13 protein-coding genes and 1 pseudogene are annotated in these 14,266 nt (G+C 64.4%); 6 read left to right on the top strand and 8 right to left on the bottom strand.

Translation table 11 applies throughout. From position 1 onward, the window contains the following. Window positions 1-105: 105 nt before the first annotated feature. Window positions 106-297: a hypothetical protein gene (locus NJU76_RS07995; protein WP_254532235.1), complete on the bottom strand. Its 192-nt coding sequence runs from the start codon at window positions 295-297 to the stop codon at window positions 106-108. On the opposite strand from NJU76_RS07995, the gene NJU76_RS08000 reads away from it, so the two are divergent. Then, a complete protein-coding gene (locus NJU76_RS08000; RefSeq protein WP_254532236.1) occupies window positions 296-1,204 on the top strand; it encodes a ketopantoate reductase family protein in 909 nt (302 codons plus the stop codon). The two genes, NJU76_RS07995 and NJU76_RS08000, sit on opposite strands and share 2 nt — an antisense overlap. A 161-nt stretch (window positions 1,205-1,365) precedes the next feature. On the opposite strand, the gene NJU76_RS08005 is transcribed toward NJU76_RS08000, so the two are convergent. Together NJU76_RS08005 and NJU76_RS08010 are read right to left on the bottom strand one after the other, a co-directional pair. Then, a complete protein-coding gene (locus NJU76_RS08005; RefSeq protein WP_254532237.1) occupies window positions 1,366-1,722 on the bottom strand; it encodes a NifU family protein in 357 nt (118 codons plus the stop codon). An 83-nt stretch (window positions 1,723-1,805) separates the two neighbouring features. Next, window positions 1,806-2,123, bottom strand: a complete 318-nt coding sequence (locus NJU76_RS08010) for a DUF5783 family protein (protein ID WP_254532238.1) — start codon at window positions 2,121-2,123, stop codon at window positions 1,806-1,808. Between the two features lie 327 nt (window positions 2,124-2,450). Here NJU76_RS08010 and NJU76_RS08015 point away from each other — a divergent pair, with 327 nt between their 5' ends. Next, on the top strand, window positions 2,451-2,843 hold the full coding sequence (locus NJU76_RS08015) for a hypothetical protein (protein WP_254532239.1): 393 nt from the start codon (window positions 2,451-2,453) through the stop codon (window positions 2,841-2,843). Between the two features lie 411 nt (window positions 2,844-3,254). Continuing rightward, window positions 3,255-4,010 carry a CehA/McbA family metallohydrolase gene (locus tag NJU76_RS08020; RefSeq protein WP_254532240.1) on the top strand — a complete coding sequence of 252 codons (756 nt, stop codon included), beginning with the start codon at window positions 3,255-3,257 and terminating at the stop codon, window positions 4,008-4,010. Between the two features lie 146 nt (window positions 4,011-4,156). On the opposite strand, the gene recJ is transcribed toward NJU76_RS08020, so the two are convergent. From recJ to hemC, 4 genes are all read right to left on the bottom strand, one after another. Next, window positions 4,157-5,680 carry a RecJ family nuclease gene (gene recJ / locus NJU76_RS08025; protein WP_254532241.1) on the bottom strand — a complete coding sequence of 508 codons (1,524 nt, stop codon included), beginning with the start codon at window positions 5,678-5,680 and terminating at the stop codon, window positions 4,157-4,159. A 246-nt stretch (window positions 5,681-5,926) separates the two neighbouring features. Then, window positions 5,927-6,688, bottom strand: coding sequence for a uroporphyrinogen-III synthase (locus NJU76_RS08030; protein WP_254532242.1), 762 nt, complete (start codon window positions 6,686-6,688; stop codon window positions 5,927-5,929). Window positions 6,689-6,691: 3 nt separating this feature from the next. After that, window positions 6,692-7,522 carry a uroporphyrinogen-III C-methyltransferase gene (gene cobA / locus NJU76_RS08035; RefSeq protein ID WP_254532243.1) on the bottom strand — a complete coding sequence of 277 codons (831 nt, stop codon included), beginning with the start codon at window positions 7,520-7,522 and terminating at the stop codon, window positions 6,692-6,694. A gap of 14 nt (window positions 7,523-7,536) precedes the next feature. Next, the gene (gene hemC, locus NJU76_RS08040) at window positions 7,537-8,667 is read right to left on the bottom strand and encodes a hydroxymethylbilane synthase (RefSeq protein WP_254532244.1); all 1,131 of its coding nucleotides are present in this window, start codon (window positions 8,665-8,667) and stop codon (window positions 7,537-7,539) included. Window positions 8,668-8,942: 275 nt separating this feature from the next. On the opposite strand from hemC, the gene NJU76_RS08045 reads away from it, so the two are divergent. The 3 genes and pseudogenes from NJU76_RS08045 to NJU76_RS27010 all read left to right on the top strand — a co-directional run. After that, window positions 8,943-9,308, top strand: coding sequence for a group I truncated hemoglobin (locus NJU76_RS08045; protein WP_254532245.1), 366 nt, complete (start codon window positions 8,943-8,945; stop codon window positions 9,306-9,308). A gap of 685 nt (window positions 9,309-9,993) precedes the next feature. Continuing rightward, window positions 9,994-12,309 carry a nitric-oxide reductase large subunit gene (locus tag NJU76_RS08050; protein WP_254532437.1) on the top strand — a complete coding sequence of 772 codons (2,316 nt, stop codon included), beginning with the start codon at window positions 9,994-9,996 and terminating at the stop codon, window positions 12,307-12,309. 180 nt (window positions 12,310-12,489) lie between these two features. Next, a pseudogene (locus tag NJU76_RS27010) lies at window positions 12,490-12,597 on the top strand (RNA-guided endonuclease TnpB family protein); the annotation flags it as partial. A 17-nt stretch (window positions 12,598-12,614) separates the two neighbouring features. On the opposite strand, the gene hemL reads toward NJU76_RS27010, so the two are convergent. Next, entirely contained in the window at window positions 12,615-13,961 is a 1,347-nt protein-coding gene (hemL, locus tag NJU76_RS08055) for a glutamate-1-semialdehyde 2,1-aminomutase (RefSeq protein ID WP_254532246.1), read from the bottom strand. Window positions 13,962-14,266: the final 305 nt, after the last annotated feature.

Raw genomic sequence — 14,266 nt, forward strand, 5'->3', positions numbered from 1 at the left:
GTCCGTCAGTCTCTCCGATCCGAGGTTCGAGAGTCGTCCCATCGGCCCGGTCTGGGAATCGTCGCACGATCGGCTCCTTCGAGTGGAGACTGTCTCGAAACGGGTTCAGTACCGGTTCCGTTCCATCTCGTAGCCGTCTTCGGCGGTCGCGATGGCGTCGTCGATCACTGCACCGTCGCTGGTGCCGAAGCCAATCTCGATCGAGGGATACCCAGAGCAGTCGAAGCGTGTTACGGACGATACTCCGATCGGAGTGAATCGGGATACTGTAGTACCGGCCACTCGAACTGGCTCCATGAAAATCGTCGTCTTCGGTGCTGGCAGCCTCGGCAGTCTCGTCGGCGGGATGCTCGCGCGCACCCACGACGTCACCCTCGTCGCACGTGACGACCACGCTCGCGCCGTCCGTGAGTCAGGGGTGCGCCTCGAGGGAGCGTTCGCAGACGGCCCCTCTCGGGTGTTCCCGGGAGCGACGACCGATGGCACGGATCTCGAGGCGGATCTCGCCGTCGTGACGGTCAAATCGTTCGACACCGCCTCGGCCGCCGACGCGCTCGCGACCGGATCGGTCGACGTCGTCCTCTCGTTACAAAACGGGATGGGAAACGAAGCGACGCTCGCGTCGCGGTTCGACGGTCCGGTACTCGCAGGGACTGCGACGTACGGTGCGGTCCTCCGCGCTCCCGGCGTGGTCGAGTGCACGGGCCACGGCGATATCGTTCTGGGTGCCCGAGACGGCGGTCAGTCGGCACCCGCGACGCGGGTCGGCGAGGCCTTCGCAGACGCCGGCCTCGAGACGACTGTCGCCGACGACATGCCTCGCCGCCTGTGGGAGAAACTCGCGGTCAACGCGGGAATCAATCCCGTGACGGCGCTGACCGCGACCGAAAACGGGGCGATCACGGTAGAGCCGGCCTCCGACCTCGCACGTGCGGCGGCCCGCGAAACAGCCCGCCTCGCTCGCGCCTGCGACGTTTCGCTCTCGAATCGCGAGGCGATGGCCGAGATGGAAGCCGTCGCCGAAGCGACGGCGGCGAATACGTCGTCGATGCACCAGGATATCTTGTCCGGCCGGCGCACCGAGATCGATGCCATCAACGGCTACGTCGTCGACCGTGCGGCCGAACGTCGGCTCAAGGTGCCGACGAACCGAACGCTCACGGCGCTGGTCAGGACCTGGGAACGCGGTCACGGTCTGCGTTGAGCGTCGATACGCCGCCTCGAGTTCGCTCGTTCCGAACGGCTGGGCCCGTGTGGGGATCGGTATCGAGCACGATCACGACACACGAAGCGAGCACTATCGGGAGTCGAACGGCGTCGAAAACGAAACTCGCCAGTTCGGAACAGCGCGTGACGACCGTCTCGTTAGAACGGTGCTTCCGGCCCTTCGTCGGCCTCACTGTCGTCGACGGTTTCGCCGGGGAACGACGGGCTCATGCCACCCATGTCGTCACCGCCGTCCATGCCGGTCGTTGCGTTGACTTTCTCGATCTCGGGGATTTCCTTTACCATCCGGCTCTTGATCGCCTGAATCGTCATCGGCGAAATCCCACAGCCGCTGCAGGCACCGCCGAGGGCGATGCTCACTTCGCCCGTCTCGCGATCGATGTCCTGGATCGCCGCGCTCCCGCCGTGCATCTGGATCTGCGGGAAGTTACGGCGGAGGAAGTTCGTCACGCGCTCCTCGAGGTCGTCACCGTCGTTCTGGGTCTCAGTACTCATAGAAATCCCTTGGGTATCAGTCCCCCTAAACCTTCCGTCCTCCATGTTCGGCCGCCGCCCTCGGCGACGGTCCTATCCGAGGATCAGGCGAACCCGAAGACGCGTTGCAGCTCGGTCTCGATTTCCTCGACGTGGATTTCGAGGACGTCCTCGAACCGTTCTTCGTCGACGAGAACGCCCGTGAGCCGGTCGTAGGGCTCATCCGGGAGTTCGACGCGGAACTCGCCGTCGCCGTCGTAAAATGGCTCGCTTTCGTTGAGCACCTGCTGGTCGATCGCGTGGACGAGCTGGGAGTCGTAGCGGTCGTTCATTCGGTTGAACGCGTTCTTGTACGCCTGCTGGAGTTCGGGAAAGTAGTTCGCGTATTTGTCCTCGAATTTCTCGGGATCGAAGTCGGCCATATCCGTCACCAGTACGAGCGAAGACAAAAGTCGGACGATCGTCCCCGCTCGAGGGCGTCCTCGCCGATCAGGACGTCGTGTCCGCCTGCTTCCCTCGCGTTCGCCGTTTCCACCGTCTCCGTTCGACCTCGCCCTGTTCGTCCAGCCCTGTTCGTCCGTACCGACTCGTCTTCTATCGGATCTCGGTGTGATCGATCGGAACCGGGCCGGTAGTCTTGACGGAGTGCGTCCGGTATGCCAGGTCGTTGAAACGGTACGGACTCCGTATAATGATGCCAGCGTTCGCAAGCGGAACGGACACCCCCGTTCTGGGCGATACCGCTGCACATGGCTGTTGACCAGGTTCCCATCCCTCGGGAAGCGTTGCCGCCGAGATGGGGGCTTGCGGAGAACGGCGATGATCGGTTCATCTATCGGCACAGCAATCCGACGATCGAACTCATCGCGGACAGTACCGTCGCCAATCGATCGCATCCCGGACTCGGACTCTGTCGGTGCTGGGAGCTCCGATATCGGTACTTCATGACGGACCGGGCGGTCACCCAGGCGATCGGTCGCGTTTCCACACGTCAGGCCGCGGTCAATGGGCTACTCGAGTGTATGCGGCGTATTCACGACACCGTCTCGGCGGCCGACGGACCGCTCGAAGTCGACGACGTGCTCGATAGCGTTCGTCTTTCCGGCCTCGTTCCGCAGGGGCTGTTCCACTCGTCCGAGTAGCGAAGTGATACACGCTGACGCTCGCGTCCGGTCACCGTCGACGTTGATGGTCCCACCGGACCGCTGTCGTATAATCCGCTGCGTTTCGGGAGACCCCTTCTCGCGTGAGATTTCGTCCGAGGCGAGGTAGCCACTAAGAATGCGCGACTCAGCCGCTGCTCGTATCGATTGCGTTGTACAGTTGTCGCGCGCCCACCGACTGGAACGGGGGTGTTCGATGAGTAATACCGTTTGCAGACGTACCTGGCTTCGTATCGCCGGTTCTCGAGTGTGGGTAATTCGCTATCGTACACTCTATAATGATATATTGAACGCGGGGGGGTGGGTATTCCGATCGGCAGCACAGTGTTTATGCTGGGCAACGAGGTATTGCCGGTAACGACTCCCGCTACCAGCTATCTGGGACCTCCAATGACCACTCAGATTCCGTTTGCAATCGACTTTCACGTGCACTCTGACGAGTCCTACGACGGACACGAACCGATCGAACTCATTCTCGAGCACGCCGCCGATATCGGACTCGACGGGGTGGTCGTCACCGATCACGACGAAATCGACGAATCACGCCGTGCTGCCGACCTCGCGCCGGAGTACGGACTGATCGGTATCCCCGGCGTCGAGGTCTCGACCCGGCACGGCCACCTGCTCGCGATCGGCGTCGAGAAACGCCCCGATCCGGGCCAGCCGTTTATGGAGACCGTCGAAACCGTCCGCGAGTCAGGCGGCGTGGCGATCGTTCCACACCCGTTCCAGCGCAGCCGTCACGGTGTCCGAAAGCGTCGGATCGACGACGCCGACGCGATCGAGACGTACAATTCGATGTTGTTCACCGGCTACCGGAACCGACGCGCCCGAACGTTCGCGCGTCGGCGTGACTATCCACAGATCGGTGCCAGTGACGCCCATTATCTCCCTCATGTCGGGAAGGCGTACACCGAAGTCATCGTCACGCCCGACGCGACGAACCCATCGAAGGCCGATATCGACGGCGACGACCTCGTCGAGGCGATCCTGGAAGGACGGACGCAGATCCGCGGTAAGCGCACGCCGATTCGCAAGAGCGCCGTCCAGTACGGCAAGGGTGCTGTTCGCAAGACGGCATACATGTTTACTTCGCGCGCGCCGCTGCTGCCAACCGTGCCGGCGTCGATGGACCGATCGACCTGAGAGGTGACGCGGTCTCGCGTCGATGAACCGTCGTTGCCGGCGATTCGGAACGAACCGAACCGCTGTCCGGCTCGACAACGAGATCCACAATTTCGATCCGAGTCGTCGGCCTGGCGTGCGATTGCGTTGTTCGCTCGTCGATCGTCTCAGGAGAGTTGATCGCCGACGAGTTCGTCGGCGTGTTCGATGAACGCGTCTTCGTTTCCGTTCGGCACCGTTGCACCCGCTGCGACGTCGTGACCACCGCCGTCACCGCCGACGGCGCGGGACGCGTCTCCCATCACGGTCGAGAGGTCCAGTCCCTTCCGTACCAGCGAGTGAGTCCCCCTGGCGGAAACCTTCACTTCGTCGTCGGTCTTGTCAGCGAAGGCGATGATCGGTTTCGAGCGGCTGATGCCTGCGTTGCCCATCGCCATTCCCGCGACGATACCCACGATCGTCTCGCGAATGCGATTCCCGGCGTGGAACCACTGCACGTGATCTTCCTGGGTGACACCTTCGCTGGTAACGAGGTCGATTCCGTTCGAGAGGTTCCGCCGGTGTTCGCGCAACAACTGGCGTGCGCGCTCGAGCGCACCGGCGCGGTCGCCGAGACACACGCCGAGGCCGACGTCGGCGCGCTCGTAGCGCGCGGTCGCGTTGAGCAGAGTCGAAAACTCGCTGGCATCCCGGAGTTCCGTCCCGACTGGCTCCTGGCTCAAGACGTAAGCCGTGCTCACGAGCCCGTCTATCTTCGATGCCGGGACGTCGCGCGAAACGGCCCGGCGGACGAGCGCGCTGGCGACGATCTGCTTTTCCTCGTTCGTGAGGCCGGCCCAGCGCCGCCACTTGCCGTCGCGTTTCAACTCGAGATCCAGCCCGTCGAGGAATCGGAGCGCGCCGTTCGAATCGTTCGAGATCCCGGGGATGTGAACGTCGGTGGCGTACTCGAGCAACTTCGGGAGCGGCCGGGTCTGCTTCCCGTAGAGCGCGAGATCCTTGCCGGTCTCTACGACCCCGGCTTCGACCCCTTCAGCGACGATATTCGCGTTCGCGCCGTGGAGTTCACCGCCGGCGGCCTGCATATCGCCGACGGCCCCGACGACGGCGAGGGCGGCCAGATCGCAGTTGTCGGCGCGGACCGCCGTTCCCGACTGTTCGGCGACGGCCCCGCCGTCGGAACTGAGTTCCGACGAGGATCGCGATTCATCGAATCGCTCACTGCCGTCGGTCGCAGCGGTCAGCGACCGAACGTCCGCGAGCGCTCGCGCGAGGACGTAGCTCGCGCCAGCTCCCGACAGTTCCGAGGCCCCGTCGATGCCGAACAGGAGCGGATTGAGGTGGTAGTCGGTCTCCCGATCGGCGGGCCGGTGATGGTCTGCGATGACCGGCGTCACGTCGCCTGCGTCCTCGTGCTCGCCGATGACGTCGAGCTGGCCGCTTCCGAAGTCCGTGAACAGGACGGTCTCGTAGTCAGTCGCGGCGATCGCCGCGATCGCCTCCTCGTCGAGTTGCTTTTCGAAGACCGACTCGAACGGGATCCCAGCACGTTCGAGCGCCTGTGCGGCGATCGCGGCGCTCGTTAGTCCGTCGGCGTCGATGTGGGAGGCGAGCAACACACGGTCGGCCGCACACAGCGCCTCGGCGCACGCGATCGCACGATCTTCGAGTTCGGGGACCGGCCCTGTCATCGATTCATCGGTGAATGATGGGCCGCCATCCGGGATAAATTTCCGGTTGCACGCCTGGTCGGCTTCCCGCTCGAGCGACTCGAGGCAGGGACGGAGTTCTCCCTAAACGGCCACCGGATCACATCGTGTCTCCCGTAGCGCGTGTTCCGGCGAGGACTACCGCTCGCGAACGGTCGGATCCTCGGCAGTCGATCCATGAACCGTTATATAACCCGTCAAGTCAAAAATTGACGCCTGTTCCGGCAATCACTCGCCGTCGGTCGGCGTCGCCACGTCGACGGTCTCGGCGGCGAGTCGCTCGAAGGTGGCTTCGCTCGCCACCAGATCGACGTCGATACCGTGTTCAGCGGCCGTCTCGGCCGTCGGTTCGCCGATGACGCCGACGGTCGCCGCGTCGAGTCCCGCGAGCGCGCCCTCGCTGATCCCCCGCTCGGCGGCGGCCTCGAGGAAGTGTTCGACGGTCAGCGACGAGGTGAAGCACGCAGCGTCGAGCCGTTCGGCGGCGGCCATCTCGGCGGCGATTCCGGTTCCGTCGGGCCGCACGAGTCGGTAGAGGACCGTCTCGTGGACGTACGCACCCGCCGTGACGAGTCCGTCGATCAGGACCTCGCTCCCGTGATCGCTGCGAGCGACTTCGACGCGCTCTCCGTCGACGTGGCCCGCGAGCGCCGAGACGAGCCCGCTCGATGTGTACTCTTCGGGGACGAGGTCGACCGGGTACCCTTCCTCGCGGAGCGCGTCGGCGGTTGCAGGGCCGATCGCGCAGACGGTTTCCGCACCCGTTTCCCACCCCGATTCGGAGACGATTTCGGCTCCGGTCTTGCTCGTGAAAACGACGTAGTCGGCGTCGGTCCGGGGGGACGCGCCGGTCGGTTCGACGGCGAGCATCGGGTCGGGAACCGGCTCTGCGCCGAGGTTGGTGAGCAGGGCGACGGCTTGCTCGAGGCGGTCGTCGTCGGGGCGAAAGACGGCGACGGTTGGTGCGTCGTTCGTCGGTGCGGCGGTCATCGATTAGTCCTCCCCTTCGGAGTCGGCCGCTGCTTCGGATTCGGCATCCGCGGCCGCGCCGTAGTCGTTACGAAGAAAGTCTGCGACCGACTCGCGCGTGCCCGCCACGTCGCCGATTACCGTCACCGCGGGCGGGGAAATGTCCGCCTCGTCGCGAACGTCGACGATGGTCTCTATGGTGCCCGTCGCGACTCGCTGGCCGGGCCGAGTTCCGCGTTCGACGAGCGCGACCGGCGTGTCGGGTGCCATGCCGGCCTCGCGTAAGGCGGCCGTGTAGTCCGGGAGCCGGCCGACGCCCATCAGGACGACGATGGTGCCGCCGGTGGCCGCTAACGCCTCCCAGTCGACGGCCGATTCCGGCTTGGTGGGATCCTCGTGGCCCGTAACGAACGACACCGAGGAGGCGTGATCGCGGTGGGTGACCGGAATGCCCGCCACCGCGGGCGCGGCGATGGCGGCGGTGATCGCGGGGACGACCTCGAAGGGGACCTCGTGGGCCGCGAGGTACTCCGCTTCCTCGCCGCCACGGCCGAACACGAACGGGTCGCCGCCCTTGAGACGGACCACGGACTTGCCCGCGCGGGCAAGTTCGACCAGCCGCTCGTTGATCTCTGACTGGGGGGTGCGCTCGCCGCCGGCGCGCTTGCCGACGTCCTCGCGGCGGTCTTCCGGAAGCGACTCGATGATTTCCGGCCCGGGAAGTTTGTCGTGGAGGACGATATCCGCGGCCTCGAGCAGGCGTATCGCCCTGACGGTCAACAGCTCGGGGTCGCCGGGGCCGCTTCCGACGAGATAGACGGTTCCGGGCTCGACGTCGGTATCGGGTGCTGACATTCGGTACTCGCTAGCTACTTCCCCTCGGGCTTATCTTCCTCGGAGACGTCGTCGCTCGCGTCGTCGCGGGCCGCCTGGATCAGCTCCGCCGCGCCGCGGTTCGCGAGGTCCCGTGCGAACTCTCGGGCGGCCCCGGCGTGCGTTTCGACGGGGAGATCGCGGCTGGCGGCCACCGATTCCGCACCGTCGCGGTCGAAGACGTTGACGGTCGCGTGAACGTACTCTCCTTGGACGACCGCGTAGATACCGATCGGCGCGATACAACCGCCACCCAGTTCGGCGAGGATCGTGCGCTCGACGGTCGTCTCGACGCGACTCCGCGGATGGTCGATCGCGGTCTGAATCTCGCGGGCCGTCTCCCCGTCTCTCGCTGTCACCGCGAGCGCTCCCTGCCCGGGCGCAGGGACGAACGGCCCCGTCGGAAGCTCCCGATAGTCGACGGACCGGGTGAGTCCGCTGCGCTCCAGGCCGGCCGCTGCGAGGACGATCGCGTCGTATTCGGTCTCGACCTCGCGGCCGAGCGCTCGTCGCTCGAGTTCCGAGAGGTCGTCGAACCAGTCGTCGACGCTGCGGTCGTACGCAGGCTCGAAGTCCTCGTTTCCGGCATTTCCTTTGCGCTCTTTGTCTGCTTCCGTCCGCTCCTGGTGTTCTTCCTGCAGCGCGGGTGCGAGCAGCTTCTCGAGGCGCGTGTCGACGTTTCCTCGTAGTGGTTCGACCTCGAGGTCCGGTCGCTCGGAGAGCAGTTGTGCGCGCCGGCGGAGACTCGAGGTGCCGACGGTCCCACCGCGGGGGAGGTCCTGGAAGCTCGACCCGTCGGGCGTGACGAGCACGTCGCCCGGCCGACCGCGTTCGGGAACCGCGGCGGTCACGAGCTCGCTCGGCTGTTCGGTCGGCATGTCCTTCAACGAGTGGACCGCCCCGTCGAGGTCTCCCTCGAGGACGCGCTCGTCCAGTTCGCGGACGAACGCACCCGTCTTCCCGAGTCGGTGGATCAACTCGTCTCTGATCTGATCCCCGGTCGTTTCCACCGTGACGAGTTCGACCTCGTACCGGCGCTCTTCCAGGGCCTCTTTCACCAGGGCGGCCTGTCGCCGGGCGAGTGTTGACCCCCTCGTCGCCAGTCGCAACGTCCCGCGCGTTCTCATAGCCGTCAGTCCGAGCCTAAGGTATGAAAAGCGCACGCTTGTCGGACGGGCGCGCCATTCGACCGCCCGCCGCGCCCCAGACCGATCGCGAACCGAGCGAGCGGTGGATCCCGCCGCTGCGACGATCAGAGCGGAATCTGCGGATCGTACAGACCGCCGATGCCGCGGCGTTCAACAGCAATCGTGTGCACCGCATACAAATTCATTCCAGTAAATTCATTTCGACAGACATTCATGCTGAAGTTTTTTTACTCGAAGCCTGTATGTACGACCCGATGGCAGATTCGCTGTACGAGCGACTCGGGGGTAAAGACGCGATCACGGCCGTCGTCGACGAGTTCTACGACCACGTCGTGGCGGACGAACAGGTTGCACACTACTTCGACGACGTCGATATGCAGGCACAGCGCGCACATCAGACACAGTTCATCAGTTCGGTCGCGGGCGGTCCGGTCGAATATTCGGGCGAGACGATGGAAACCGCCCACGCCAATCTCGACATCACCCCGTCGGATTTTCAGGCGATTGCTGCCCACCTCGAGGACGCGCTTGTCGCGTTCGACGTCGAGGAGAACGACCGGGAGGCGGTCCTCGATGCGGTCTCGAGCTATCAGGACGCAATCGTCACCGCGGCAGACTGAGCCATCGACGATCGAACAGCAGACTCACGGGTTCGAGCGTCGAACCCGTGTTTGACGAGCGGCACCACGACAGTCGCGCCGATCCGGTGCCTTCGAGCGGATTAGCTGTAATTGAGGACGCTAACCCCCCTTCCTCAGCGAGCGAAGCGAGCAGAGAGGGGAGACAGCGCCCGCACGTCTTGTTTTCGTATGAATCGGCACCCTTATTATCCCTTCGGTCGAAGGTGAGAATAAGATGCTCACCACGTTTCCGGCGGTGTTCAAACGCGACAACAAGCGTGCATCGTCGGTTGTGGCCGAGTGTCGATTCGGTAGGAGCGGGACACTCCGAACCGCCCGTAAAGGGAAGCCGCCTGCGGAGTCTGGAACCGCTGTGGGATCTGTTCCTGCACGTTCCGACACAGAAACAGGAAGCTCCGTCCGCACCAAGCGAGGGCCGGGGAGGCCCGAGCGCGGTAGGGCGGAGTAGTTCACTACTCACTGTCTCTGTTCTACATGTCGACCGATCGGTATCGTGGTGCTCCCCCCGCGTCGACCGACCGCTACCGCGTCGTCACCTGAAGACCGACCTGAACCCACCGTCTCGTTCCCCATAGTCTGTTACGCGAACACGTTCGTCACCGCTTCCACTCCATAGGAAATGGCGGACCCTTTGACGGGGCTCTCGTCCCTACTCTCAATCGTCATGCAAGTGAAACGAAAGCAACTGGCGACGTTCCTCGCGGTGATTTTCGCCGTCAACCTCGTCGTCATGGGCGGTGGGGCCTGGCTCTCCTACGCGAACTCGCCCGACATCCCTGACACCATCGTCGGGCCCGACGGCGTACCCGTCGCGACGAGCGAGGACGTTCGGAACGGCAAGGCGGTCTTTCAGGAGAACGGTCTAATGAACCAGGGCTCGATCCTCGGCCGCGGCAGTTACTACGACACCGACTACACCGCCGACGCGCTCGAGTCGAAGACCGAGTACATGCGCGAGTACTACGCGCAGGCGCGTCACGGCGAGAACTATACGGCTCTCAACGCCACTGTGCAGGCGGGGATCGACGAGCGAGTCCGTCGGGAACTGCAGTCGAGCGAGTACGGTTCACGGGTCCAGTACTCCGATGCCGAGGTGTACGCTCACCAGCGGGTCCGTGAGGACTACGTCGAGCGCTACCACGCTGGCGACCGTGAACGCGGAATCCCTGAGGGACAAGTGCCGAGCGTAGAGGAGGCGGAAAACTTCGCCGATTTCGCGCTGTGGACCGCCTGGATCTCCCACACCGATCGTCCGGGCTCGGCGACGTCGTTTACCAACGACTGGCCGTATTCATCCGCCGCGGGCAACGACGCGGGCGGCCCCGTGATGATCTGGAGTGTCATCGCGATGGTGTTGTTGGTCGGCGGGGCCGGAATCGCCGTCTGGCTCTACCGGTCCGTCGAACTCCCCGAACCCGAGGCCGACGGCGTTTCGATCCCCCATCCGAAGGAGATCGATCTGACACCGAGCCAACTCCTGAGCACCCGATTCGTTCTAATCGGCGCGGTACTGTTCGTCGCCCAGACGTTCCTCGGTGGGTTGCTCGCCCACTACTACGTCGAGCGCGACGGCTTCTTCGGCCTCCACGAGGCCATTGGATTCGACGTCCTCCAGTGGCTACCGTGGTCGATCGCCCGGACCTGGCACATCGACCTCGGTATCCTCTGGATCTCCACGATGTGGCTCGGTGCGGGTCTCTTCCTCGCGCCGCTTTTGACCGGCCGCGAACCGCCGAAACAGGCGCTGTACGTGAAGGCATTGATCGGCGCGTTACTGGTCGTCGCCGTCGGCGCACTGGTCGGCATCTGGCTCGGCATCAACAACGTCTTCGGCGGACGGCTCTGGTGGCTGGTCGGCAACGAGGGCCTCGAGTATCTCGAGATCGGCCGCGTCTGGCAGGTGGGCCTGTTGGTCGGCTTCCTCGGTTGGACCGTCCTCGTCGCCCGCGGCTTCAAGCCGCTGCTCGACCGCGAGCCCCGGTACGGGCTGGCACACATGATCGTCTACGCCGGCGGCTCGATCGGCTTGCTGTTTACCGCCGGATTCCTCTACACGCCGCGGACGAACATCGTGGTGACGGAGTTCTGGCGCTGGTGGGTCGTCCACATGTGGGTCGAAGGCGTCTTCGAATTCTTCATCCTCGTCGTCATCGCCCTGACGCTGGTCTCGATGAACCTCCTGCGGAAGACGGCCGCCGAGAAGGCCGTCATCTTCCAGGCTGCCCTCGTCATGGGCAGCGGGATCATCGGCGTCTCTCACCACTACTGGTGGGCCGGCCTCCCCGAAGTGTGGCTCCCGATCGGCAGCGTCTTCTCCACCCTCGAGTTCATCCCCCTGCTGTTCATCCTCTACGAAGCGCTCGGCCAGTACCGGGCGATGGACACCGCAGGAACCGACTTCCCCTACCGAACGGCGTTCTACTTCATCGTCGCGTCGTCCGTCTGGAACTTCTTCGGCGCCGGCGTGATCGGCTTCTTCATCAACCTCCCGATCGTCAGTTACTACGAAACCGGCACGTACCTCACCGTCGCCCACGCACACGGCGCGATGTTCGGTGCCTTCGGCCTGCTCGCGATGGGGATGGCCGTCTACATCCTCCGGGTGACCACCCGCGACGCTCGCTGGACTGACCGACGCCTCCGCTGGTCGTTCTGGCTCTGTAACGTCGGGCTGGCGCTGATGATCTTCCTGTCGCTGCTCCCCGTCGGCTTCCTCCAGCTCGAGACTGCCTTCACGCAAGGATACGCGGCCGCTCGCAGCCTCGAGTTCTACAACGGCGAACTGATCCAGACCCTGTTCTGGCTGCGGATGCCCGGCGACACGCTGTTAATTCTCGGTGCCATCGTCTTCGCCTGGGACGTCGCTGCAAAGCTGCTGTTCCAGCGGAAGGCGACCGCCGAGGAGACGCGCGATCACGTCATCGCAGATCGGCTCATCGCGGACCGAACATCCGTCGAGCCGGTCAGCGACGACGACTGATCGCGTTTACAAGCGGTACGAGGCGAATGCCACGGGGCTTGACCCCGTGGATGAAGCCGACACGCAGTGAACCAAATCATCATGTCGAAACACCTCGAACAGAGTGGTGTGACGGCATCCACCGCATCTGTCTTAGTCGGCGAAAACAAGCCGGGGCAGATGCTCCGCCGTCGCCACCAAGTAGGAATGGGAGACTCCGAATCCACGCCTGCGGAGACTGCACTCCCTGTGGATTCCCTCGCGGAATCTGCAAAGCGCGTCGTGGAAACAGGAAGCCTCGGGGCTTGACCCCGAAGCACTTCACTTCACAGCGCTTTCTTGTACGCCTCGAGCGTCCGTTCGACGTCTTCCTCTGTGTGACCGTAGCTGACGAACTGACATTCGAACTGGTTTTGCGAGAGGAACACCTCCTGGTCTTTCATCTGGCCCCAGAAGATGCGCCGCCAGCGCTCGGTCTCGGCGTTTTTCACGTCGGCTGCGTTTTTGGGACAGTGATCGTAGCGCGGGCAGATCGGCTCCTGCCGGCAGCCGGCGTCGCACTGCTCCTCGAGCGAATCCGGACCGGGCCCTTCCCGCGTGAAGATCACTTTGAACATGCTATCCGTTCCGGTGACGGTGTAACTCGGGGCCTGGTCGGCGACGATTTCGGTCAGCCCGTGGCGGAGTCGGTCGCCGAGGTCGTTGACGTGGTCGTAGACGTCGTTTTCCGCGGCGAACTGGAGGGTCTCGAGGCCGGCGGCCATCGTGATGGGGTGGCCTGAGAAGGTGCCGGCCTGGAAGACGTCGCCCGAGGGCGCGAAGTGCTCGACGATCTCGGCACGGCCGCCGATCGCGCCGACGGGGAAGCCGCCGCCGACGATCTTTCCGAAGGTCGTCAGATCGGGGGTGACGCCGAACTCGCTCTGTGCGCAGCCGAGGCCACCGACGCGGAAGCCGGTGATCACTTCGTCGAAGATCAGCAGGGAGTCGTGTTCCTCGGTGATTTCTCGTACGAACTCGTGATACCCCTCCTCGGGGTAGACGATGCCGTAGTTCCCCAGGATCGGTTCGGTGAGAACGGCCGCGATGTCGTCTCCGTGCTCGTCGAAGACACCGCGAATCGCGTCCTCGTCGTTGAACGGCACGGGAATCGTGTGATCGGCGAACGACTGCGGGATACCGGCCGACGACGGCCGTGGGTTCTCGGCGTCGCCCTCGACCAGCGTCGACTCTTGGGCGCCGTGATAGCCACCCTGCATGACGACGATTTTGTTCCGGCCGGTGTACCCCCGCGCGAGTCGAACGGCGGAGACGGTCGCCTCCGTCCCGGAGTTGACGAACCGGATCTTCTCGACGCTGGGGACGTGTCGGACGACGAACTCCGCGAGGTCGACTTCGACCGGCGTAGGCGTGCCGTACATCGGCCCTTCACTCGCCGTCCGCTGGATAGCCGCTCGCACCTGCTCCGGGAGGTCGTGGCCCAGAAGCAGCGGGCCGAGCCCCATGACCCAGTCGATGTATCGGTTGCCGTCGACGTCGATGACGTGGCCACCTTCCCCTTTTCGAACGAAGAACGGATACGGCTCGATGGCCGCGCGAACCGCGGAGTTGACCCCGCCGGGCATCACCGACAGTGCCCGGTCGTAAAGACGTCGAGAGTCCTCGTGTTTCATGTGTGGTCGGTTTTCTCGGCGTCTTAATAGAGGTGGTGATGCGCGTGGGACGTTCGGCGCATCATCGCCGGACGTGTTCCCGATGGTGCGCGGGAATAACGAGGTCGACGGTCCCGAGACGAAACGCCTCCTCGCGCAAGACGCCGAATTCGTACCGAAACACGGGCCGCGTCCGAGTCCAGGACCGCGTCGCACGGTCGAACACGCGGTGTACAGCCGGTCGCGCCGGCAGTAACTCGTCCGTCTGGAGCGGACCTGACGCCCGAATCGATTCGATCAGAGTCACCAGTCGCCAGACGACTGTG

Origin of the sequence: Natrinema gelatinilyticum, assembly GCF_024266705.1 — an archaeon.
GTDB classification, from domain to species: Archaea; Halobacteriota; Halobacteria; order Halobacteriales; family Natrialbaceae; genus Natrinema; species Natrinema gelatinilyticum.

Bases quoted from the DNA above. Each gene is read 5' to 3' on its own strand.
- NJU76_RS08000 (WP_254532236.1), top strand. From the start codon at position 296: ATGAAAATCGTCGTCTTCGGTGCTGGCAGCCTCGGCAGTCTCGTCGGC.
- NJU76_RS07995 (WP_254532235.1), bottom strand. From the start codon at position 297: ATGGAGCCAGTTCGAGTGGCCGGTACTACAGTATCCCGATTCACTCCG.
- NJU76_RS08005 (WP_254532237.1), bottom strand. From the start codon at position 1,722: ATGAGTACTGAGACCCAGAACGACGGTGACGACCTCGAGGAGCGCGTG.
- NJU76_RS08010 (WP_254532238.1), bottom strand. From the start codon at position 2,123: ATGGCCGACTTCGATCCCGAGAAATTCGAGGACAAATACGCGAACTAC.
- NJU76_RS08015 (WP_254532239.1), top strand. From the start codon at position 2,451: ATGGCTGTTGACCAGGTTCCCATCCCTCGGGAAGCGTTGCCGCCGAGA.
- NJU76_RS08020 (WP_254532240.1), top strand. From the start codon at position 3,255: ATGACCACTCAGATTCCGTTTGCAATCGACTTTCACGTGCACTCTGAC.
- recJ (WP_254532241.1), bottom strand. From the start codon at position 5,680: ATGACAGGGCCGGTCCCCGAACTCGAAGATCGTGCGATCGCGTGCGCC.
- NJU76_RS08030 (WP_254532242.1), bottom strand. From the start codon at position 6,688: ATGACCGCCGCACCGACGAACGACGCACCAACCGTCGCCGTCTTTCGC.
- cobA (WP_254532243.1), bottom strand. From the start codon at position 7,522: ATGTCAGCACCCGATACCGACGTCGAGCCCGGAACCGTCTATCTCGTC.
- hemC (WP_254532244.1), bottom strand. From the start codon at position 8,667: ATGAGAACGCGCGGGACGTTGCGACTGGCGACGAGGGGGTCAACACTC.
- NJU76_RS08045 (WP_254532245.1), top strand. From the start codon at position 8,943: ATGGCAGATTCGCTGTACGAGCGACTCGGGGGTAAAGACGCGATCACG.
- NJU76_RS08050 (WP_254532437.1), top strand. From the start codon at position 9,994: ATGCAAGTGAAACGAAAGCAACTGGCGACGTTCCTCGCGGTGATTTTC.
- hemL (WP_254532246.1), bottom strand. From the start codon at position 13,961: ATGAAACACGAGGACTCTCGACGTCTTTACGACCGGGCACTGTCGGTG.